Origin of the sequence: Pseudomonas sp. NBRC 111124 (genome assembly GCF_001320245.1) — a bacterium.
Classification (GTDB): Bacteria; Pseudomonadota; Gammaproteobacteria; order Pseudomonadales; family Pseudomonadaceae; genus Aquipseudomonas.
This window is the reverse complement of record NZ_BCBA01000045.1, coordinates 1-20,951: the sequence shown is the minus strand read 5'-3', so window position 1 is coordinate 20,951 and position 20,951 is coordinate 1. Positions and strand designations below refer to the sequence as shown.

Here is a 20,951-nt window from a genome sequence, read left to right as displayed (position 1 = left end):
CCCACAGCCCGCTGCGGGCCGGCTGCGCCACGCATTGCGCTTAGTCTCAACGGACGATGAGCGCGGCGTTGGCGCTTTGCACAATGGTCCCCAGGCAACCCCTTGAGCCTGGAGGAACATGGGCATGATCGACATTCGTGGTTTGAGCTACTTCGTCGCGCAGATCGAGAACCTTGGCCAGTGGCAACGCTATGCCGAACAGGTGCTCGGCATGCAGGTGCAGGCCGCACCCGGCGGCGGCCTGTACGTGAAGATGGACGAGCGGCCTTACCGCATGCTGGTGGTCGAGGGCGACGCGCCGCGCTACCTGGCCAGTGGCTGGGAGCTCGCCAGCGAGCAGGCCTACGAGCAGGCCCTGCAGCACCTGGAACGCTGCGGCGTGGCCTGGAAGGTTGGCAGCGCGCAGGCCATCGAGCAACGTGGCGTGCAGGCGCTGGTCACCGTCAGCGACCCGTCCGGCAACCAGCATGAGTTGAGCTGGGGCCACCGCTCCGACTGCCAACCGTTCATTTCGCCACAAGGGGTGCCGCGTTTCGTCACCGGTGACATGGGCCTTGGCCACACCGTGCTGCCGGCACCGGATTTCGACGCCACCCTGGCGTTCGCCAAGGAGGTGCTCGGCTTCGGCCTGTCGGACATCTTCAACTTCCGCCCCGACCCGTCGGCGCCGCCGGTGCGCATCCACTTTCTGCATTGCGCCAACGCCCGCCACCACAGCCTGGCGCTGGCCGAGTACCCGGTGCCGTCCGGCTGCGTGCACGTGATGGTCGAGGTGGACTCGATGACCGAGGTCGGCCGTGCCCATGACCGCCTGCAGGCCCACGGTGGGCAGCTGTCCGCGACCCTCGGCCAGCACCTGAACGACCACATGACCAGTTTCTACATGAAGACACCGTCCGGCTTCGACCTGGAGTACGGCTATGGCGGGCTGCAGGTCGACTGGGCCGAGCACTCGGCCTTCGAGTTCACCCGCGTGAGTATCTGGGGCCACGACTTCTCGGTCGGCCGCCAGTAAGGAGCAGTTGAGCATGAACAAGCAAATGACCAGTGCCGACGCCGTCGCCCAGCTGCGCGACGGCATGACCATCGGTTTCGGTGGCTGGGGCCCGCGGCGCAAGCCGATGGCCATTGTCCGGGAGATCCTGCGCTCGCCGGTCAAGGACCTGACCGTGGTCGCCTATGGCGGCCCGGAGGTCGGCATGCTGTGTGCGGCCGGCAAGGTGCGCAAGCTGGTGTTCGGCTTCGTCACCCTCGATGCCATCCCGCTTGAGCCTTACTACCGCAAGGCCCGTGAGGCTGGCGAGCTGGAGCTGATGGAACTGGACGAAGGCATGTTCCAGTGGGGCCTGCGCGCCGCCGGCATGCGCCTGCCGTTCCTGCCCACCCGCTGTGGCCTGGCCACGGATGTGACACGGCTGAACCCGGCGCTGAAAACCGTCCGCTCGCCTTATGACGACGGTGAGGTGCTGCTGGCCATGCCGGCACTGGCGCTGGACGTGGCGTTTCTGCATGTGAACGTCGCCGACCGCCTGGGCAACTGCCTGGTGACCGGCCCTGACGCGTATTTCGACCACCTGTTCGCCCGCGCCGCCAAGCAGTGCTTTGTCTCTTGCGAGCGCCTGGAAGAGCGCCTGCAGCTCGATGCCGAGCAGGCCCGCGCCAACACGTTCGAGCGCTACCTGGTGACCGGCGTGGTGCATGCACCGCTCGGCGCCCACCCGACCTCCTGCCCGTCGGATTACGGCTGGGACCTGGAGCACCTCAAGGGCTATGTCGCCAGCGCCCAGGAAGAGGGCGGCTGGCAACGCTATGTCGAGGCTTGCGTGGCCGGCGGCGAACAGGCCTATCAAGCGCACAACGGCGGTGCCGCGCGCATGGGCGCCTTGCCCCTTCCCGTGTTCTGAGGATTCCAGCATGACTGCCACCCCTGAATTCACCCTTGCCGAACTGCTGATCGTGGCCGCCGCCGAAGCCTGGCGCGGCAATGGCGAGGTGATTGCCTCGGGCCTGGGCGTGATACCGCGCCTGGGCGCCAGCCTGGCCAAGCTCACTCACAGCCCCGAGCTGCTGATGACCGACAGCGAGGCGTTCCTGGTCGAGGAGCCGATCCCGCTGGGCCCGCGTGGCGCGCAGGCGCCGCGCTACAGCGGCTACCTGAGCTTCGAGCGGGTGTTCGAATGCGTCTGGGGCGGCCGCCGCCACGCCATGATCGGGCCGACCCAGGTCGACCGCTGGGGCCAGACCAACCTGTCCTGCGTCGGCGACTACCACAAGCCGCGCACCGCGATGCTTGGCGTGCGGGGGTTGCCGGGCAACAGCATCAACCATCTCAATTCGTTCTTCGTGCCCAACCACAGCACCCGGGTGTTCGTCGGTGGCGAGGTGGACATGGTCTCTGGCGTCGGCTTCAAGGCCGAGCGCTGGCCCGAGGGCGCGCGCCGCGACCTGATGGACATCCGCCAGGTCATCACCGACCTGTGCACCCTGGACTTCGACGGCCCTGGCCGCGCCGCGCAGGTGCGCACCCTGCACCCGGGTGTGAGCTTCGACGAAGTGCAGGACAAGACTGGCTTCCCGTTGCTGCGCTCAAAGCAGCTGCGCGAGACCGTGCACCCGACTGCCGAGCAGCTGGCGCTGATCCGCCGTCTCGACCCCCATGGTCTGCGTGCCAGCGCGATCAAGGGCAACCCGCCCGGCATCCGCGCCGCCTGAGGACACCCGCATGCACAGCAGCGACAGCCAATTCGTCAGCCGCGAGGACGCGGCGGTGTACGAGACCAAGGACCCGGTGCTGTATGCCGTGGCCGACGGTATCGCCACGCTCACCCTCAACCGCCCGGCGTTCAACAACGCGCAGAACTCGCAGATGACCTACGCCCTGGACGCGGCCTTGCGCCAGGCGGTGGACGACGACAGCGTCAAGGTCATCGTGCTGTGCGGCGAGGGCCGGCATTTTTCCGCCGGCCACGACATCGGTACCCCCGGGCGCGACATCAACAAGCCGTTCGAGCGTGCGCACCTGTGGTGGGACCACACCAACAAGCCCGGTGGCGAGCAGCTGTATGCCCGCGAGCAGGAGGTCTACCTGGGCATGTGTCGGCGCTGGCGCGAGCTGCCCAAGCCGACCATCGCCATGGTCCACGGCGCCTGCGTGGCCGGTGGGCTGATGCTGGCGTGGGTCTGCGACCTGATCGTCGCCAGCGACGATGCGTTCTTCCAGGACCCGGTGGTGCGCATGGGTATCCCGGGGGTGGAGTACTTCGCCCACCCCTACGAGTTGAACCCGCGCATCGCCAAGGAATTTCTGTTCTGCGGCGAGCGCATGAGCGCCGAGCGCGCCTACCAGATGGGCATGGTCAACCGCGTGGTGCCACGCGACCAGCTGCAGGCGGCGACCTACGCCCTGGCGGCGAGCATCGCCCGCCAGCCGCGCATGGGCCTGGCCCTGACCAAGCAGGCGATCAACCACGTTGAAGACCTGCAAGGCAAGCGCACGGCCATGGATGCGGCATTCGCCTGGCACCACTTCGCCCATGCCCACAACGAGCTGCTGTCGGGCGACAAGCTTGGCGGTTTTGATGCCAAGGGCATGGCCCAGGCCAACAAACAGGCGCTGCGCGCCGAAGGGGGCGAGCGGTGAGCCGCTGGATGAACACCGCGCTGACCGAGGCGCTGGGCTGCCGCTACCCGGTGGTGCAGACGGCCATGGGCTGGGTCTCCGATGCCAACCTGGTGACCGCCACCACCCTGGCCGGCGGCTTCGGCTTCCTGGCCGGGGCGACGATTGCCGCCGACGCGCTGGAGAGCGAGATCCGCAAGGTGATCGATGCCACCGACGGCAGCAACTTCGGCCTCAATTTCCACATGTTCCAGGACAACGCGGCGCAGTGCGTCGACCTGGCCATCCGTTATCGCCTGCGCGCCGTCAGTTACGGACGCGGGCCGGATGCGCAGACCATCGCCCGCTTCAAGGCGGCCGGGGTGCTGTGCATTCCTACCGTCGGCGCCCTCAAGCATGCGCTCAAGGCGCAGCAGCTGGGCGCCGACCTGATCACCCTGCAGGCGGGCGAGGGCGGTGGCCATACCGGCGGCGTGCCCGGTTCGATCCTGTTGCCGCAGGTGCTGGCGGCGGTGCGCGTGCCAGTGATCGCCGCAGGTGGGCACTCCACCGGGCGTGGCCTGGCCGCTGTGCTGGCTGCCGGTGCCAGTGGCATCGCCATGGGCACTCGGTTCCTGATGACCCGCGAATCGCCCACCCCGGCCAGCACCCTGGCGCGCTACCTGAAGGTCGACGACCCGCAGCAGGTGCGAGTGACCACAGCGGTAGACGGCATGCGCCACCGCATGATCGAAAACCGCTTCATCAATCGCCTTGAACAGGCCGGGCCGTTTGGCCGCCTGCGCATCGCCCTGGCCAGTGCCTGGCAGTGGAAGCAGCAGACCGGCATGAGCCTGGCGCACATGGGCACGGTGTTCGTGCGGGCCCTGCGCGAAGACCCGGCAGCGCTGTCGCAGGTGGTCATGGCCGCCAACCAGCCAGTGCTGCTGCAGCGCTCGATGGTCGATGGCGAACCGGACGCCGGCATCCTGCCCAGCGGCCAGGTGGCAGCGGCGATCAGCGAGCTGCTGAGCTGCCGCGACGTCATCGAAGGCATCGTCGCCGAGGCCAACCAGTGCCTGGACGCCTTGCTCGCCCGCTGCCCGGCCGAACCGTCGGCCACCCCCAACGACAGACTTGCCCACAGCGGAGAACACTCATGAACCCGGCCTTTACCACCCAGATCGACCAGGGCATTGCCGAGCTGGTCATCGACAAACCACCGGTCAACGCCCTCGACAGCCAGCAGTGGCGCGCCCTGGCTGCGCAGATCAGTGCCCTTGGCGCTGACCCCGAGGTGCGCGTCATCGTCATCCGCGCCGAAGGGCGTGGCTTCTGTGCCGGCGTCGACATCAAGGAGTTGGACGCCCACCCCGAGCGCATCGTCGAGGTCAACGCCGGCAATTACCAAACCTTCAAGGCCGTGCATCGCAACCCGGTGCCGGTGATTGTCGCCGTGCACGGCTTCGTGCTGGGCGGCGGCATCGGCATCACCGGCGCCGCCGACATCGTCGTGGCCGCCGACTGCGCACGCTTTGCCCTGCCGGAAGTGGATCGTGGTGCCATGGGCGGTGGCGCCCACCTGCAGCGGCTGTTCCCGGTGCAGAAGGTGCGCTACCTGTTCTTCACCGGCGACAGCATCGACGCCACCCAGGCCCAGGCCTACGGCTTCATCGAGCGCGTGGTGCCGCGGGCGCAGCTGCGCGAAACCGCCCTTGAGATTGCCGCGCGCATCGCCGCCAAGAGCCCGGGGATGATCCGCATCGCCAAGGAGGCGTTGAACGGCATCGAGGACGGCAACCTTGAAGACAAGTACCGCTGGGAGCAGGGCTTCACCTTACAGGCCTACACCAGCCCCGACTCGGCGGAAACCCGCCGGGCGTTTGTCGAAAAACGCGACGCCAAGTTCTGAGGGAACGCCATGCAACTGACCTATACCCCCAAGCAGCAGGCCTTCCGCGCCGAAGTGCGGGCATGGCTCGCCGACAACCTGCCACGCGAGCCGCTGGCCAGCTACGACACCCGCGAGGGCTTTGAACAGCACCGGGCCTGGGAAGCCAGGCTGTTCGAGAGCCGCTGGTCGATGGTGATGTGGCCGGCCGAGCTCGGCGGGCGCGGCTGCGACCTGATCGAATGGCTGATTTTCGAGGAAGAGTACTACGGCGCCGGGGCGCCGATGCGGGTCAACCAGAACGGCCAGCTGCTGCTCGGCCCGACCCTGATGGAGTTCGGTACGGCCGAGCAGAAGCGCCGCTTCCTGCCGCGCATGGCGGCCAGCGTCGACATGTGGGCGCAGGGCTGGTCGGAGCCCAATGCTGGCTCGGACATGGCGGCGATCACCAGCAAGGCGCTGCTCGACGGTGACCACTACGTGCTCAATGGCCAGAAGACCTGGTCGACCCGGGCGATCTTCGCCGACTGGCTGTTCGGCCTGTTCCGCAGCGAGCCCGGCTCCAGCCGCCACCATGGCCTGTCGTTCCTGATGGTGCCGCTGGATGCGCCCGGGGTCAGCATTCGCCCGATCAGGGCGCTCAACGGCAAGGACGCCTTCGCCGAGGTGTTCTTCGACGACGTCCGCGTGCCAGTGGCCAACCGCATCGGCGCCGAGGGCCAGGGCTGGCATGTGGCGATGGCCACCGCCGGCTTTGAGCGCGGGCTGCTGCTGCGCTCGCCGGCGCGCTTTCAGTACACCGCGCGCAAGCTGGTGGAGCTGTTCAAAGCCCACCCTGAAGCCACCAGGCTCGACCCGGCATTGGGCGATGCGGTGATCGACTGCTGGATGGGCGCCGAAGCCTATGCCTTGTCGGCTTACCACACGGTCGGGCGGCTGGCCCGGGGCGAGCAGATTGGTGCCGAGTCGAGCATCAACAAGATCATCTGGTCAGAGCTCGACCTGAAGATGCACGAAACCGCCATGCGCCTGCTGGGTGCTCGTGGCGAGCTGCTGGCCGGTGACACAGCGGCCTGGCTGGAAGGCTTCCTGTTCGCCCAGGCCGGGCCGATCTACGCCGGCACCAACGAGATCCAGCGCAACATCATCGCCGAGCGCATGCTCGGCCTGCCCAAGTAAGGATCAGGCCATGGACTTCACCTTTACCGATGACCAGCTGTCGTTTCGCGAAGCCATCAGCCGTTTCCTGATGACCGAAGCCGCCCCGGAGATGCTCCGGGAAATCTGGGAAACCGACGCCGGCCGCTCGCCGGACCTGCGCAACCGCATCGCCGCCCAGGGCCTGACCGCGTTGTCGGTGCCCGAGGCAGAAGGGGGGCTGGGCATGGACGACGTGGCCTGGGCGCTGATGACCCAGGAACTGGGCTACTACGGCATCCCCGATTCGCTGGCCGACACCGCCTATGTGGCCGCCGGCCTGCTGGCCAGCCTCGACCCCGGCCACCCGGCGCGGGCCGAGCTGCTGCCGCGCATTGCCGAGGGCAGCGTGCGCCTGGCGATCAGCCACGGCATCAACCCGCTGGTCAGCGATGCCCAGCTGGCCGAGGGGCTGATCCTGCCCGCTGGCGACGACCTGCACCTTGTGCCACGGGTGGCGGTGGATGTGCAGGCCAACCCGAGCATCGACGCCTCGCGGCGCCTCGGCCAGGTGAGCTGGAACCCAACGCCGCAGACATTGCTGGCCAGTGGCGAGCAGGGCCGGCGCCTGCAGGCGCAGCTACTCGACCGCGGCGCACTGTCGGTAGCCGGGCAGTTGCTCGGCCTGGCCCAGCGCATGCTTGACCTGTCGGTGGACTACGTGGCCCAGCGCAAGCAGTTCGGCCGGCCGATCGGCAGCTTCCAGGCGGTCAAGCATCACCTGGCCGACGTGGCGCGCCAGATCGAACAGGCCAAACCGGTGCTGTACCGCGCCGCCCATGGCCTGGCCCAAGGCGAGGCGAACGCCTCGGTGTGGGTCTCGCAGGCGCGCCTGGCCTGCTGCGAGGCCAGCTGGCTGGCGGCGCGCCAGGGCATCCAGGTGCATGGCGCGATGGGGTACACCTGGGAAGTCGACCTGCAGATGTTCATGAAGCGGGCCTGGGCGCTGGATGCGTCCTGGGGCGACCGCGGTTTCCACAAGTCCCGTGTCGGCGCCTACCTGTTTGCCGACAGCACCCGGCTCGGGCCGGGGCATACCTTCGAGGAGTAGAGCATGGCTCAGGCATATATCGTCGATGCGCTGCGCAGCCCCACCGGCAAGCGCAAGGGCGCGCTGGCCGAGGTGCACGCCATCGACCTGGGCGCCTACGTGCTCAAGGCCCTGGTGGCACGTAATGCGATCCCGGCCGAGGATTACGACGACGTGATCTTTGGCTGCGTCGACACCATTGGCGCCCAGGCCGGCGACATCGCCCGCACCAGCTGGCTGGCCGCCGGGCTGCCGCTGTCGGTGCCGGAGACCACGGTCGACCGTCAGTGCGGCTCGTCGCAGCAGGCGTTGCACTTTGCCGCCCAGGCGGTGATGAGTGGCACCCAGGATGTGGTGGCGGTGGGTGGCGTACAGACCATGACCCGCATTCCGATTTCGTCGGCCATGCTGGCTGGCCAGCCGCTGGGCTTTGCTGACCCGTTCAGCGGCAGCGAGGGCTGGCGTGCGCGCTTCGGCACGCAACCGGTCAACCAGTTCTATGCCGCGCAGCGCATTGCCGATCACTGGCAGATCAGCCGTGAGCAGATGGAGGCATTCGCGTTGCAAAGCCACAGCCGGGCGTTGGCAGCCATTGCCAGCGGGCGCTTTGCCCGTGAGATCGTCGGTTATCAGGGGCTGAGCGTGGATGAAACCCCGCGCCAAAGCAGCCTGGCGAAAATGGCCGAGCTGCAGCCGGTCGACCCGCAGTACCCGTCGATCACGGCGGCGGTGTCGAGCCAGACCTGTGATGCGTCGGCGGCCTTGCTGGTGGTGTCCGAGGCCGCGCTCAAGCGTTACGACCTGACCCCAAGGGCGCGCATTCACCACTTGACGGTGCTCGGCGACGACCCGATCTGGCACCTCACCGCGCCCATCGCAGCCACCCGCAGGGCCTTGCAACGCACCGGCCTGCGCATGGCCGACATCGACCGGGTGGAAATCAACGAAGCGTTCGCCTCGGTGGTGATGGCCTGGAGCAAGGAACTCGACTACGACCCGGCACGCACCAACGTCAATGGCGGCGCCATCGCCCTCGGCCACCCGCTGGGCGCGACCGGCGCCCGGCTGACCACCACGTTGCTCAACGAACTGGAATGCAGCGGCGGCCGCTATGGCTTGCAGACCATGTGCGAGGGCGGCGGCCAGGCCAACGTGACGATCATCGAGCGCCTTTGAGCTGCGCTTCTCATTCCAGGAAAAAGGATTCAGACATGGCGATATGTGAAGGGCGCACCGTGATCATCACCGGTGCCGGCGGCGGGTTGGGCCGTGCCTATGCACTGGCATTTGCCGGGCAGGGCGCCCAGGTGGTGGTCAACGACATCCGTGCCGAGGCAGCCCACGCGGTGGCCGAAGAAATCCGCGCCAGCGGTGGCCAGGCTATCGGCAACAGCGACGACATCACCAGCCTGGCCAGCGCCCAGCGCATCATCGACGCCGCGCTGGCGGCGTTCGGCGAGGTGCATGTGCTGGTCAACAACGCCGGGGTACTGCGTGACCGCATGTTCATCAGCCTGGAAGAGGACGACTGGGACCTGGTGATGCGCGTGCACCTCAAGGGCCATTACTGCCTGGCCAACCTGCTGGGGCGCCGCTGGCGCGACCTGGCCAAGGCTGGTATCCCGGTGGCCGGGCGGATCATCAACACCAGCTCCGGGGCCGGCCTGCAGGGTTCGATCGGCCAGTCCAACTATGCCGCGGCCAAGGGCGGCATTGCCGCGCTGACCCTGGTGCAGGCGGCGGAGCTGGCACGCTACGGCGTTACTGCCAATGCCCTGGCACCGGCGGCGCGCACGGCGATGACCGAAAGCGCGATGCCGGACGTGGTCAAGGCGCCGGAGGATGGCAGTTTCGATGCCTGGGCGCCGGAAAACGTCGCCCCGCTGGTGGTGTGGTTGGGCAGTGTCGAGTCCGCCCAGGTGACCGGGCAGGTGTTCGAAAGCCAGGGGGGGCGGATCTCGCTGGCCGATGGCTGGCGCACCGGCACCACCCAGGACAAGGGCGGGCGCTGGCAGGTCGAGGAAATCGGCCCGGCCGTGGCGCAGATCCTGGCCCAGGCGCCAGCGGCACAACGGGTGTGGGGCAGCTGACCAGCGCCTGCAGACCATCGAACAGAGGAAAGCCCCTATGAAACACGTTCCCCCTTATGTACCCGGCCACCAGTTGCTGGCCGGCAAGTCGGTGCTGATCACCGCAGCTGCCGGTGCCGGTATCGGTTACTCGGCGGCCCGGCGCAGTGCCGAGGAAGGTTGCCGCGCCTTGATGATTTCCGATGTGCACCCACGGCGCCTTGAAGAGGCCGTGGAGCGCCTGAAGGCGGAAACCGGCTTGCAGGCCATTCATGGCCAGCTGTGCGACGTCACTGTAGAGGCTGATGTGCAGGCCCTGGTCGACCGCGCCGAGGGCCTGCTGGGCGGCGTCGATGTGTTGATCAACAACGCCGGGCTCGGTGGCCAGAAGGCCGTGGTCGAGATGACCGACCAGGAATGGTCGCGGGTGCTGGACGTGACCCTGACCGGCACCTTTCGCATGACCCGGGCAATGCTGCCGCACATGCAGCGGCGCGGCGCCGGGGCCATCGTCAACAACGCCTCGGTGCTCGGCTGGCGGGCGCAGAAGGAGCAGGCCCACTATGCCGCGGCCAAGGCCGGGGTGATGGCGCTGACCCGTTGCAGCGCGCTGGAGGCAGCCGAGCATGGCGTGCGCATCAACGCAGTGTCGCCGTCGATTGCCTTGCACGATTTCCTCAAGAAGGCCTCCAGCGAAGCGTTGTTGGCCAGCCTGGCCAGCCGCGAGGCCTTTGGCCGCGCCGCCGAGGTCTGGGAGGTCGCCAACGTGATGATGTTCCTGGCCAGCGACTATGCGTCGTACATGGTCGGTGAAGTGTTGTCGGTCAGTTCGCAGCAAGCCTGAGGAGCGCCCCCATGAGTCACGTCTTCAACAGTGCCCAGGCCTTGCTTGCCGCCGAGGGCATGGACCTTGGCCACAGCGACTGGCTGACCATCAGCCAGTCGCGTATCGACCTGTTTGCCGAAGCCACGGGCGACCACCAGTGGATTCATGTCGACCCGCAGCGGGCTGCGCAAGGCCCGTTCGGGGCCTGCATCGCCCACGGCTACCTGACCCTGTCACTGGTCAACCTGTTCCTGCCGCAGCTGCTGACCATCGACAACCTGGCGATGGGCGTGAACTACGGCAGCGACCGGGTGCGCTTCCCGGCGCCGGTGCGCGTCGGTGCGCGGGTGCGTGGCCATGGGCAGATCCTGCGCGCCGAGCAGCTGGCCGACAGCGTGCAGCTGGTGGTGCGGGTCAGCGTCGAGATCGAAGGCGAAAGCCGCCCCGGCTGCGTGATCGACACCATCAGCCGTTACACCTTCAACCCCGTTACCGAGTGAGCCGTCATGGACCAGAATGAAGCCGTCATCGTAGCCACCGCCCGTACCGCGTTGGCCAAGTCGTTCCGTGGGTCGTTCAACGACACCGAGGCCCCTGTACTGGGCGGGCACGTGGTGCGTGCCGTGGTCGAGCGCAGCGGCGTCGACGCCGCAGCCATTGACGATGTGATCATGGGCGCCGCCGTGCAGCAAGGCACCCAGGGCTACAACATCGGCCGCCTGTGTGCCTACACCGGCGGGCTGCCCCAGGGGGTACCGGGCATGGCCGTGGACCGCATGTGCGCCTCTGGCCTGATCAGCATCGGCATGGCCGCCAAGGGTATCGTCACCGGCGAGCTGAACATTGCCATCGGCGGTGGCGTGGAGTCGCTGTCGCTGACCCAGACCAAGCACAAGAACAGCTACCGGGCCCAATCCCAGGCGGTGCAGGCAGTGATGCCGGACGCCTACATCCCGATGCTGGAGACCGCCGAGATCGTGTCGCGCCGTTACGGCATCAGCCGCGCGGCGCAGGACGAATATTCGCTGCAGAGCCAGTTGCGTACTGCGGCTGCCCAGCGTGACGGGTTGTTCGACGAAGAGCTGGTGCCGCTGGAGGTGGACAAGCTGCTGTTCGACCAGGACGGCCAGCCTGCCGGGCATCAGCGGGTGCGCGTCGAGCGTGACGAATGCAACCGCCCGGGCACCCGCCTGGAAGACCTGGCTGCGCTGAAGCCGGTGTGGAAGGACGGCAAGTGGGTAAGCCACGGCGAGTTCGTCACGGCGGGCAATGCCTCGCAGTTTTCCGATGGTGCGTCGGCCAGCCTGTTGATGAGCCGCGCTGAAGCGCGCAAGCGTGGGCTGACACCGCTGGGTATCTATCGCGGTATCGCCTTGGCTGGGTGTGCGCCGCAGGAGATGGGCATCGGGCCGGTGCTGGCGGTGCCCAAACTGCTCAAGCGCTTTGGCCTGGGGGTGGCGGACATTGGTTTGTGGGAGATCAACGAGGCATTTGCCTGCCAGGTGCTGCATTGCCGGGATGCACTCGAGATTGCGCCGGAGCGGTTGAATGTTAATGGCGGGGCGATTGCCATTGGGCATCCGTTTGGCATGTCAGGGGCGCGGATGGTGGGGCATGCGCTGCTCGAAGGACGGCGGCGCGGGGTGCGGTATGTGGTGGTGGCAATGTGCATTGGTGGCGGGATGGGGGCGGCGGGGTTGTTTGAGTTGCCTTGAGGCCGGCTTGGGATCTTCAGCGCCTGTGAGATCGAGCGCCGCCCGCGCGGCGCTCGATCTCACAGGCGCTGCATTTCTCAAGGCAAGCACCTGCGAAGCCAGGTCTTTTCTCAAGGCGAACACCCGCGCTACCCCATTTGGACGATGCCCCCGCCCACCCCCTCCCAGATCATCCAGCCATAATTCCAAGAGGGTACCCCAATGAAGCCTGCCTCGCGCCAGCTGACCGGCTATGTCATGAGCGCCATCGTCATCGCCGCCGTGGTCTTTGCCTTCGCCCCGCGCCAACCCGCCCCCCTGGCGGTCACCGAGGTGCTGGCCGACCGGGTCCAGGTCAACGCCTTGCTCAGCAGCGGTGACCGGCTGATCGCCGTCGGCGAGCGTGGCACGCTGCTGGTCAGCCGCGACAGCGGCCGCAGCTGGCAGGCCAGCCAGCCTGGCGCCGGGCGCGAGGTGACCCTGACCGGCGTGGTCGCCCTGAACGAGCAGGTCCTGGTCGCGGTGGGCCACGATGGCTGGATCCTGCGCTCGAACGATGCCGGCCAGACTTGGCAGGAAAAACACTACGACGCCGACCTCGGCGAGCCGCTGCTGGGCGTGTGGAGCGCTGACGGCAAGCAGGTGGTGGCCTACGGCAGCTATGGCAAGTTCCTGCTTTCGAACGATGCCGGCGAGCACTGGGCCGCGCGCGAGATGCCCGGTGACGGTGCCCACTTCAACGGCCTGGACGGCGGCGCCGACGGCCGCCAGATACTGGTCGGCGAACAGGGCCTGGTGCTGCGCTCCAGCGATGGCGGCCAGCACTGGCAGCAGCTGCCGGCCTTCTACAACGGCTCGCTGTTCGGCGTGGTGCGCCTCTCGACCAGCACCTGGCTGGCCTACGGCATGCGTGGCCATGTGTTTCGCAGCCGCGACTTCGGCGAGAGCTGGGAGCGCATCGAGGTCGGCAGTAGCCAGCCGATCTACGGCCATGCCCGCTTGCCGGGGCAGGCCGGGCTGGTGCTGGTGGGGGGCGGCAGCCGGCTGATCAGCCTGGATGCCGAGGGCAATCTGCTTGGCATCGACCAGCGCAGTGGCCTGGGTACCTTGACCTCGGCCGTGGGGCTCAGTGGCCGCCACCTGTTGGTGGCCGGTGAGCGCGGCGTGTTCCAGGGCGCACAGCCTGGCCTGGCGCTGAGCCAGGAAGCGCGGCCATGAGCGGCACCCATAGCGAGCGCTGGGTGCGCCGTTGTGCGGACCTGTTGCTGGGCTACAAGTCTGCTTGGCTCGGGCTGTTCCTGCTGGTCACCTTGGCGTTGGGCTACAGCGCTACCCAGGTGCGCCTTGACCCCGGGTTCAACAAGCAGATCCCGGTGCGCCACGACTACATGCGCAACTTTCTCGACTTCGGCCGGGTGTTCACCGGGGCCAACCGGCTGCTGGTGAGCGTGCGCTGGAAGGGCGAGGGCGACCTGTACAACCCAACGTTTCTCAAGGTACTGCAGCAGGTCACCGACGACGTGTTCTTCATCCCCGGCGTCAGCCGGCCGAGCGTGACGTCGCTGTTCACCCCCAACGTGCGCTATGTGGAGGTCACCGAAGAGGGCTTTGTCGGCGACCTGGTGGTGCCACCGCAGTACGCCGGCACCGCCGAGGACTTGCAGAAGGTGCGCAGCAATGCCGCCCGCGCCGGCCAGGTCGGCCGCCTGCTGGCCAACGACCAGCGGGCGGCGCTGGTGCGCGCCGACCTGCAGGACAGTGACCCGCGCAGCGGCCAGCCGGTGTCGTACGTGGAGGTCGCCAAGCGCCTGGAAGACATCCGTGCGCGCTATGACAGCGCCGACATCGAAATCAGCGTGGTGGGCTTTGCCAAGCTGGTGGGCGATGTAGTGGAGGGCCTGGGCACGGTGCTGCTGTTCTTCGTTGTCGCCTTCCTGATCACCGCAGCACTGCTCTGGGCCTACTCGCGCTCGCTGCGACTGACCTTCGTGGCCTTGCTGGTGGCGCTGCTGCCGGTGGTCTGGCTGCTGGGCCTGTTGCCGTTGCTGGGGCTGGGCATCGACCCGATGTCGGTGCTGGTGCCGTTCCTGATCTTTTCCATTGGCGTGTCCCATGCGGTGCAGATGACCAATGCCTGGAAGCAGGATGTGCTGGCCGGTGCGACGGCGCCGCAGGCGGCGCATTCGGCGTTCTGCAAGATCTTCATCCCGGGCTCGCTGGCCTTGCTGATGAATGCCCTGGGGTTCGCGGTGATCATGCTGATCGACATCCCCATCGTCCACGAGCTGGGCGTGACCGCGTGCCTGGGGGTGATGCTGATGATCATCACCAACAAGATGCTGTTGCCCCTGGTGCTGTCGTACCTGCCGGCCACACCGGGGCGGGCAGTGCAGCCACAGGCGCGCCAGCATCCGCTGTGGTGGCGCCTGTCGGCTCTGGCGCAGCCGCGGCCGGCACTGGTGGTGTTCGCGGTCAGCCTGTTGTTGCTCGGGGCGGGGGTGTACAAGGCCCGGCAACTGGCGGTGGGCGATATCGGCCCCGGCGCTCCGGAACTGCGTGCCGACTCTCGCTACAACGAGGACAACCAGCGCATCGTCGGCAGCTACGCCATCGGCCTGGATGTGCTGGCGGTGTTCGTGCAGACCCACGGCAGCGACGAAGCCTGCCTGGACCCGGCGGTGATGCATGCGGTGGAAGCGTTCGACTTCCAGATGCGCCAGGTCGCTGGCGTGCAGTCGGTGCAGAGCGTCGCTGGTTTGGGCAAGGCCATGATCGCCGGCAACAACGAAGGCAACCCGCGCTGGGCAGCCATCCCCGGTTCATCGCGTGGTCTGCAGCAAGGCTCGATGGCCTATACCCCGGACTCCGGGCTGGTTACCGAGGGCTGCCGGCGTATGCAGGTGCTGGTGTTTCTCAACGATCACGAGGGGGCGACCGTGGGCCATGTGGTCAACGAGGCCCGGCGCATCATCGCCAGCGTGCAGGTGCCGCAGGCGAGCTTCCACCTGGCCGGGGGCAATGTCGGGGTCATGGCGGCGTCTAACGAGGCGGTCAAGCATGCCGAGGCGTGGATGCTGGCGGCGCTGTTCTGCTCGGTGGGGCTGTTCTGCCTGCTGACCTTCCGTTCGCTGCGCGCGGTGCTGTGCATCGTGGTGCCGCTGGGCATCGTGGCGATCCTGTGCAATGCGCTGATGGCGCTGCTGGGCATCGGCCTGAAGGTCGCCACCCTGCCGGTGATGGCGCTCGGGGTCGGGGTGGGCGTGGACTACGGCATCTACCTCTACGAGCGTATCCAGCATGAGATGGCGGCCGGCCAGCCGCTGCGCAACGCCTTCTACCTCGCCATGTGCCAGCGCGGCACGGCGGCGGTGTTCACCGCCGTGACCATGGCGATCGGGGTTGGCACCTGGGCCTTGGCGCCGCTCAAGCTGCAGGCCGACATGGGCATCCTGCTGGCGTTCATGTTCCTGGTGAACGTGTTCGGCGCGATCTTCCTGCTGCCGGCGCTGGCGGCCTGGTTCGATCGCGACCGGCCGCTGGTGGCCCGCGCGCCCGACCGGGTACCCGCCCATGCCGCTGCCTAACGCCCAGGTGCTAGCCCAGCTGGGCATCGAACTTGACGAATACGAGCGCCTGATCGGCAACATGTACGATGCGGCGCTGGACACCCAGCGGCTCAACGAGGCCCTGCGCCAGCTGCGCGGTTTGTTTGCGGCCAGCTATGTGACGCTGATCCTGCGGGTGCTCGACGAGCCGTTGCTGTCCCCGATGATGGTCGCCGGCGATGTCGAGCCGGGGGAGGGCGGCGTCAATCATTTCGCCTACTGCGAGAAGGCATCGCTGTTCGACCGCTTGCCGGTGGACAGGGTGTTCACCATCGACGAACTGCTGAGCGATGCCGAGTGGGCCTGTTCGTCGTTCTACCTGCTGTACTGCGCGCCGTATGGCTGTTTCCACATGCTCGGCGTCGACATCAGCATGCCCGATGGTGGCACCCTGCGCCTGCGTATCAACCGCCCCCGTGGGCAGGCACGCTTCGGCGAGCTGGAACGGGCGCTGTGCGCGATGCTGGTGCCGCACCTGCGCCGGGCCCTGCACATGCATGCACTGCTCGACCGCAGCGCTTCACTGGGCACGCTGTATTCCCAGGCCATCAACCGCCTGGCCGTCGCCACCATCATGCTCGACGAAACCGGCAGCGTGCTGCAGCTGAACCCGGTGGCCCGCGAGATCCTCGACAGCAACGATGGGCTGAAGCTGGTGGGCGGGCGCCTGGAGGCGACCTACCCGAGCGACAACCGCGAGCTGGGCCGGCTGGTGCGCAGCGCCTTCCTGCGCAGCCGCCAAGGCAACCTGGCCGCCCAGGGCGCCGAGGCGATGTCGGTGTCGCGCCCGTCCGGGCAGGTCAACCTTGGAGTGGTGGTCGAGCTGGTGCCGTCCCAGGAACTGGTCGGGGGCAAGGGCAAGCCGACCGTGGTGGTGTACGTACGCGACGCGGTGGGCAAGTCGCTGGCGAGCAACACGGTGACCGCGCAGCTGTACAACCTCACCCCGGCGGAAACCGGCCTGGCCTTGGAACTGGCCAACGGCTTGTCGCTGGAAGAGGCGTCGGAGCGGCTCAACATCCGCCGCAACACGGCGCGCGCGCACTTGCGCTCGATCTTTTCGAAGACCGGGGTGCGGCGCCAGACCGAGCTGGTGCGGATCATGCTCAACAGCGTGGTCGCGCTGGGCGAGCCCAGCAACCTGACGCCGCCGATGCGTTAGTCCGAGCGGACGATGCTGCTGCCGCGAGGGCCTGCCGATACTGGGCCACCGCTATCGGTAACCAAGGAGAACAACAATGACCGAGAGTATTCTGGCGCGCCACGGCCTGGCCCTGAGCCTGCTGCTGATGGCTGCAGCGCCCGGTGTGGCGCTGGCCGCGCCTGAGGATGTCGAGCGCCTGGGCAAGGACCTGACCTGCATCGGCGCCGACCCCAGCGGCAATGCCGACGGGAGCATCCCGCCATTCTCCGGCAAGTGGCTGGGCGTGCCGCCGCACGTTGCGTTCAAGGGTACCGGCCAGCACCCGGTCGACCCGTACCCTGATGAAAAGCCCCTGTTCGTCATCACTGCCGACAACCTGGGGCAATACGCCGATGCCCTGTCTGACGGGCAGAAGGCACTGTTCAAGTTGTACCCGGCCACCTTCAAGATGCCGATCTACCCCAGCCACCGGGATTTCCGCTTCGACGATGCGGTGTGCCAGGCAACCCGCGAGAATGCCAAGCTGGCCAAACTCGTAGACGATGGCGAGGGCGTGGTCGGCAAGACCGGCGGCACGCCATTCCCGGTGCCGCGTAGCGGCCTGGAGCTGCTGAAGAACGCTTCGACCTTCACCCTGCGGGCGTGGACCGAGGAGTACACCTCCGACAACGCCTACGTGCTCAAGGACGGCAATATCAACTGGGGTCGCGTGCATTCGCGCAACCTGGCGCCGGCGCTGGAGCCGGGCAAGGTCGGTGACACGCTGGGCAACTCGTCGTTCTACCTCAACGAGACCCTGTTGCCGCAGCGCGACAAGGGCGAGATCAACACCGGCACCGAGTTCTGGAACGACAAGACCGAGCCGCGCCAGGCCTGGCGCTACGACCCGGGCACGCGGCGGGTGCGGCAGTCGCCCGGCTATGGCTTCGACATGTCGTTCCCGGGCAGTGGCGGCTCGATCACCGTCGACGAGGTGCGCCTGTTCAACGGCTCGGGCCAGCGTTACGACTGGAAGATCGTCGGCAAGCGGGAGATGTTCATCCCCTACGACACTTACCGCCTGCACGCCCCGGACCTCAAGTACGCCGACCTGCTCACCCCCGGGCACATCAACCCCCAGGCCATGCGCTACGAGCGCCACCGGGTGTGGGAACTGGAAGGCACGCTGAAGCCGGGTTATCGCCACCTGTACGGCAAGCGCAAGCTGTACATCGACGAAGACACCTGGTTCCCGATGCTGGCCGACAACTACGACAACCGTGGCGAGTTGTGGCGGACCTCGATGGTCAACTACTTCTATGCCTACGAGTCGCAGCGGCCCCAGGCTGGCGTGGGCCTGTACCACGACCTCAATGCCGGCAGCTACCTGGCGTTCAACCTGATCAACCAGCAGCGCACCGGCTACCTGCTCAACCGACCAGGCTTCAGCCCGCGCGACTTCGGCCCGGAGGCGGCGCGGCGCTTTGGCCAATGAGGCCCGGCCTAGTCCGATTGAAGGATGAGGGCCCGGCACGGCTGCTCAAAGATAACGGCCAGGTAATTCCCCCGGCACCGCAGGGGTATTGCCGGTGATTGGCGTACCCCCTACAGGAATAACAAGAACATGACCAAACTCGCCGAACTCTCCATCGACAGCGCCCAGCGCACCCACCGTTACGCCCGGGGCTGGCATTGCCTGGGCGTGGCCGATGACTACCGTGATGGCAAGCTGCACACTCTGAATGTATTCGGCACGCGCCTGGTGGCCTTCGCCAACAGCGTCGGCGCCATCAGCATTCTCGACGCGTTCTGCCCGCACATGGGCGCCGACCTGTCCCAGGGCACCCTCGAGAACGACACCGTGGTCTGCCCGTTCCATCACTGGAAGTACGACACCAGCGGCAAGTGCGTGGAGATCCCGTACTGCAAGCGCATACCGCCCAAGGCCAAGACACGCAGCTGGCTGACCTGCGAGGAAAACAACCTGCTGTTCGTCTGGAACAACCCGGAAGGGCGCCCGCCGAAGGAGGGCGTGGTCATTCCACACCTGCCGCAGATGGACGACCCCGAATGGATCCACGACTGGAACATCGACACCATGCTGATCGAAACCAACCCCCGCGAACTGGTCGACAACCTGGTCGATGCCCAGCATTTCGGGCCGGTGCATGGCACCCCGACCAAGTACTTCGCCAACGAGTTCGAGGGGCATATCGGCCGGCAGATCTTCCATGGCGACTCCGAGCGCCTGGGCGGCGACCTGATTGCACCGTCGGCGTACTACGGCCCGGCCACCCATTTCACCGAGCTGAGCTCGATGTTCGGCGAGGTGCGGGTGCACGCGATCCTGCTCAACAGCCACGTCCCGGTGACCCCGGACAGCTTCGTGCTGCGCTTCGGTTGCATGGTCAAGCGCGTGCCGGGCCTGACCGACGAGCAGAACGGCGAAATCGCCAAGGCCTACGTCCAGGGCAACCGCGAGTCGTTCTACCAGGACGTGGACATCTGGAAGCACAAGGTGCGCATCGACAAGCCGGTGCTGGCCGAGAATGACGGCCCGGTGTACCAGTTGCGCGAGTGGTATCAGCAGTTTTTCACCGACGAAGACCAGGTGCCGGCGAGCATGGCCGAGCGCCGCGAGATCATCACCGTGGATGAACGCTGAGTGGCTGCGCCCTGCCAGCCAGCCTGGCAGGGCGGCAGATCGGGAGGTGGGTCATGAAGATACAGCGATTTCTGGCGTACTGCGTGCCGCTGTCGGTGGTGCTGATCATCGGCCTGACGCTGCTGGCCTCGGCTGCGCCTGAGTCTGCCGGGGCCAGGGCGTGTCGGCAGATTCCGGGCTGCATGAGTATTTTGCCGAGCTTTCAGGGGTTCCCCGGGGTTCGCTGAGCGGTGCAGACACAAACAAGCCCGGCCCTCGGTTTGAGGGTCGGGCTTGTTTGCATCAGTGGATCAAGCCAGCTTTTCGAGCTCTGGAACGGCTTCGAACAGGTCAGCGACCAGGCCGTAATCGGCCACCTGGAAGATCGGCGCTTCTTCATCCTTGTTGATCGCAACGATCACCTTGGAATCCTTCATGCCGGCCAGGTGCTGGATCGCGCCGGAGATACCGACGGCGATGTACAGCTGTGGCGCAACGATCTTGCCGGTCTGGCCGACCTGCATGTCGTTCGGCACGAAGCCTGCGTCGACTGCGGCGCGCGAGGCACCGACGGCTGCGCCGAGCTTGTCGGCCAGGCTGTACAGGTGCTTGAAGTTGTCACCGTTGCCCATGCCGCGGCCGCCGGAAACGACGATCTTGGCAGCGGTCAGCTCTGGGCGGTCGGACTTGGCCAGCGCTTCGCCAACGAAGGCCGAAATGCCGGCGTTGTGCGCAGCAGCCAAAGCTTCGACGGCAGCCGAGCCACCTTCGGCGGCCACGGCGTCAAAGCCGGTGGTGCGCACGGTGATGACCTTGACCGAAGCGCTCGATTGCACGGTGGCAATGGCGTTACCGGCGTAGATCGGGCGCTTGAAGGTATCGGCCGATTCAACCGAGATGATCTCGGAGATCTGGTCGACGTCCAGCAGCGCGGCAACGCGCGGCAGGATGTTCTTGCCGTTGGTGGTGGCCGGAGCCAGCACGTGGCTGTAACCGCCTGCCCCGCTTTGTTCAACAAGAGCAACGATCAGCGGCGCGACGTTTTCCGGCAGGGCGTTGGCGTAGGCCGCGTTATCGGCAACCAGTACCTTGGCCACGCCAGCGATCTTGGCAGCGGCTTGGGCAACACCACCGACATTTGCGCCTGCGACCAGCACGTGGATATCACCACCGATCTTGGCGGCAGCGGCAACGGTGTTCAGGGTGGCCGGGGCTACGGCACCGTTCTCAGGACCTTGTAGAAAGTCAGCGACAACCAGGATAGTCATTGGATC

20 protein-coding genes are annotated in these 20,951 nt (G+C 67.0%); 19 read left to right on the top strand and 1 reads right to left on the bottom strand.

Translation table 11 applies throughout. The features are described from left to right. The first annotated feature begins 124 nt into the window (after nucleotides 1–124). The 19 genes from APH28_RS18415 (at nucleotide 125) to APH28_RS28690 (ending at nucleotide 19,925) form a co-directional block, all read left to right on the top strand. Entirely contained in the window at nucleotides 125–1,015 is an 891-nt protein-coding gene (locus APH28_RS18415; protein WP_060511884.1) for a VOC family protein, read from the top strand. Between the two features lie 13 nt (nucleotides 1,016–1,028). Beyond that, the gene (locus APH28_RS18410) at nucleotides 1,029–1,904 is read left to right on the top strand and encodes a CoA transferase subunit A (RefSeq protein WP_060511824.1); all 876 of its coding nucleotides are present in this window, start codon (nucleotides 1,029–1,031) and stop codon (nucleotides 1,902–1,904) included. Between the two features lie 10 nt (nucleotides 1,905–1,914). Continuing rightward, nucleotides 1,915–2,712, top strand: coding sequence for a CoA-transferase subunit beta (locus tag APH28_RS18405; protein ID WP_060511822.1), 798 nt, complete (start codon nucleotides 1,915–1,917; stop codon nucleotides 2,710–2,712). A 10-nt stretch (nucleotides 2,713–2,722) separates the two neighbouring features. After that, nucleotides 2,723–3,640, top strand: coding sequence for an enoyl-CoA hydratase (locus APH28_RS18400; RefSeq protein ID WP_060511821.1), 918 nt, complete (start codon nucleotides 2,723–2,725; stop codon nucleotides 3,638–3,640). Next, nucleotides 3,637–4,761 (top strand): nitronate monooxygenase family protein, encoded by a 1,125-nt coding sequence (locus tag APH28_RS18395; protein ID WP_177334276.1) that lies wholly within the window; start codon nucleotides 3,637–3,639, stop codon nucleotides 4,759–4,761. The genes APH28_RS18400 and APH28_RS18395 overlap by 4 nt, the downstream gene beginning before the upstream one ends. Further along, nucleotides 4,758–5,510, top strand: coding sequence for an enoyl-CoA hydratase family protein (locus APH28_RS18390; protein WP_060511819.1), 753 nt, complete (start codon nucleotides 4,758–4,760; stop codon nucleotides 5,508–5,510). Before APH28_RS18395 ends, APH28_RS18390 begins: the two co-directional genes overlap by 4 nt. Nucleotides 5,511–5,519: 9 nt before the next feature. Next, nucleotides 5,520–6,668: an acyl-CoA dehydrogenase family protein gene (locus APH28_RS18385; protein ID WP_060511818.1), complete on the top strand. Its 1,149-nt coding sequence runs from the start codon at nucleotides 5,520–5,522 to the stop codon at nucleotides 6,666–6,668. A 10-nt stretch (nucleotides 6,669–6,678) separates the two neighbouring features. After that, nucleotides 6,679–7,737 carry an acyl-CoA dehydrogenase family protein gene (locus tag APH28_RS18380; protein WP_060511816.1) on the top strand — a complete coding sequence of 353 codons (1,059 nt, stop codon included), beginning with the start codon at nucleotides 6,679–6,681 and terminating at the stop codon, nucleotides 7,735–7,737. Between the two features lie 3 nt (nucleotides 7,738–7,740). Beyond that, nucleotides 7,741–8,892, top strand: coding sequence for an acetyl-CoA C-acetyltransferase (locus tag APH28_RS18375; RefSeq protein ID WP_060511814.1), 1,152 nt, complete (start codon nucleotides 7,741–7,743; stop codon nucleotides 8,890–8,892). Between the two features lie 35 nt (nucleotides 8,893–8,927). Beyond that, on the top strand, nucleotides 8,928–9,806 hold the full coding sequence (locus APH28_RS18370) for an SDR family oxidoreductase (protein ID WP_060511812.1): 879 nt from the start codon (nucleotides 8,928–8,930) through the stop codon (nucleotides 9,804–9,806). A gap of 37 nt (nucleotides 9,807–9,843) precedes the next feature. Continuing rightward, entirely contained in the window at nucleotides 9,844–10,629 is a 786-nt protein-coding gene (locus tag APH28_RS18365) for an SDR family oxidoreductase (protein ID WP_060511810.1), read from the top strand. 11 nt (nucleotides 10,630–10,640) lie between these two features. Next, complete coding sequence (locus tag APH28_RS18360) at nucleotides 10,641–11,111, top strand: MaoC family dehydratase (RefSeq protein ID WP_060511808.1); 471 nt, start codon at nucleotides 10,641–10,643, stop codon at nucleotides 11,109–11,111. A 6-nt stretch (nucleotides 11,112–11,117) separates the two neighbouring features. Then, nucleotides 11,118–12,326 carry an acetyl-CoA C-acyltransferase gene (locus APH28_RS18355; RefSeq protein WP_060511806.1) on the top strand — a complete coding sequence of 403 codons (1,209 nt, stop codon included), beginning with the start codon at nucleotides 11,118–11,120 and terminating at the stop codon, nucleotides 12,324–12,326. Nucleotides 12,327–12,527: 201 nt separating this feature from the next. Continuing rightward, entirely contained in the window at nucleotides 12,528–13,523 is a 996-nt protein-coding gene (locus APH28_RS18350; RefSeq protein ID WP_060511804.1) for a YCF48-related protein, read from the top strand. Continuing rightward, nucleotides 13,520–15,889, top strand: coding sequence for an RND family transporter (locus tag APH28_RS18345; protein WP_060511802.1), 2,370 nt, complete (start codon nucleotides 13,520–13,522; stop codon nucleotides 15,887–15,889). Before APH28_RS18350 ends, APH28_RS18345 begins: the two co-directional genes overlap by 4 nt. After that, entirely contained in the window at nucleotides 15,876–17,072 is a 1,197-nt protein-coding gene (locus APH28_RS18340) for a helix-turn-helix transcriptional regulator (protein WP_060511800.1), read from the top strand. The genes APH28_RS18345 and APH28_RS18340 overlap by 14 nt, the downstream gene beginning before the upstream one ends. A 127-nt stretch (nucleotides 17,073–17,199) precedes the next feature. Next, nucleotides 17,200–18,528 (top strand): DUF1329 domain-containing protein, encoded by a 1,329-nt coding sequence (locus APH28_RS18335; protein ID WP_060511879.1) that lies wholly within the window; start codon nucleotides 17,200–17,202, stop codon nucleotides 18,526–18,528. A 129-nt stretch (nucleotides 18,529–18,657) separates the two neighbouring features. After that, nucleotides 18,658–19,698 (top strand): Rieske 2Fe-2S domain-containing protein, encoded by a 1,041-nt coding sequence (locus APH28_RS18330; protein ID WP_060511798.1) that lies wholly within the window; start codon nucleotides 18,658–18,660, stop codon nucleotides 19,696–19,698. 53 nt (nucleotides 19,699–19,751) lie between these two features. Beyond that, complete coding sequence (locus APH28_RS28690; RefSeq protein ID WP_156340919.1) at nucleotides 19,752–19,925, top strand: hypothetical protein; 174 nt, start codon at nucleotides 19,752–19,754, stop codon at nucleotides 19,923–19,925. Between the two features lie 63 nt (nucleotides 19,926–19,988). On the opposite strand, the gene APH28_RS18325 is transcribed toward APH28_RS28690, so the two are convergent. Further along, entirely contained in the window at nucleotides 19,989–20,945 is a 957-nt protein-coding gene (locus APH28_RS18325) for an electron transfer flavoprotein subunit alpha/FixB family protein (RefSeq protein WP_060511796.1), read from the bottom strand. Nucleotides 20,946–20,951: the final 6 nt, after the last annotated feature.

Coding starts and splice junctions, on each gene's coding strand:
- APH28_RS18340 (WP_060511800.1), top strand. CDS start 15,876: ATGCCGCTGCCTAACGCCCAGGTGCTAGCCCAGCTGGGCATCGAACTT.
- APH28_RS18355 (WP_060511806.1), top strand. CDS start 11,118: ATGGACCAGAATGAAGCCGTCATCGTAGCCACCGCCCGTACCGCGTTG.
- APH28_RS18330 (WP_060511798.1), top strand. CDS start 18,658: ATGACCAAACTCGCCGAACTCTCCATCGACAGCGCCCAGCGCACCCAC.
- APH28_RS18390 (WP_060511819.1), top strand. CDS start 4,758: ATGAACCCGGCCTTTACCACCCAGATCGACCAGGGCATTGCCGAGCTG.
- APH28_RS18370 (WP_060511812.1), top strand. CDS start 8,928: ATGGCGATATGTGAAGGGCGCACCGTGATCATCACCGGTGCCGGCGGC.
- APH28_RS18415 (WP_060511884.1), top strand. CDS start 125: ATGATCGACATTCGTGGTTTGAGCTACTTCGTCGCGCAGATCGAGAAC.
- APH28_RS18360 (WP_060511808.1), top strand. CDS start 10,641: ATGAGTCACGTCTTCAACAGTGCCCAGGCCTTGCTTGCCGCCGAGGGC.
- APH28_RS18405 (WP_060511822.1), top strand. CDS start 1,915: ATGACTGCCACCCCTGAATTCACCCTTGCCGAACTGCTGATCGTGGCC.
- APH28_RS18345 (WP_060511802.1), top strand. CDS start 13,520: ATGAGCGGCACCCATAGCGAGCGCTGGGTGCGCCGTTGTGCGGACCTG.
- APH28_RS18365 (WP_060511810.1), top strand. CDS start 9,844: ATGAAACACGTTCCCCCTTATGTACCCGGCCACCAGTTGCTGGCCGGC.
- APH28_RS18375 (WP_060511814.1), top strand. CDS start 7,741: ATGGCTCAGGCATATATCGTCGATGCGCTGCGCAGCCCCACCGGCAAG.
- APH28_RS18385 (WP_060511818.1), top strand. CDS start 5,520: ATGCAACTGACCTATACCCCCAAGCAGCAGGCCTTCCGCGCCGAAGTG.
- APH28_RS18325 (WP_060511796.1), bottom strand. CDS start 20,945: ATGACTATCCTGGTTGTCGCTGACTTTCTACAAGGTCCTGAGAACGGT.
- APH28_RS28690 (WP_156340919.1), top strand. CDS start 19,752: ATGAAGATACAGCGATTTCTGGCGTACTGCGTGCCGCTGTCGGTGGTG.
- APH28_RS18350 (WP_060511804.1), top strand. CDS start 12,528: ATGAAGCCTGCCTCGCGCCAGCTGACCGGCTATGTCATGAGCGCCATC.
- APH28_RS18410 (WP_060511824.1), top strand. CDS start 1,029: ATGAACAAGCAAATGACCAGTGCCGACGCCGTCGCCCAGCTGCGCGAC.
- APH28_RS18400 (WP_060511821.1), top strand. CDS start 2,723: ATGCACAGCAGCGACAGCCAATTCGTCAGCCGCGAGGACGCGGCGGTG.
- APH28_RS18335 (WP_060511879.1), top strand. CDS start 17,200: ATGGCTGCAGCGCCCGGTGTGGCGCTGGCCGCGCCTGAGGATGTCGAG.
- APH28_RS18380 (WP_060511816.1), top strand. CDS start 6,679: ATGGACTTCACCTTTACCGATGACCAGCTGTCGTTTCGCGAAGCCATC.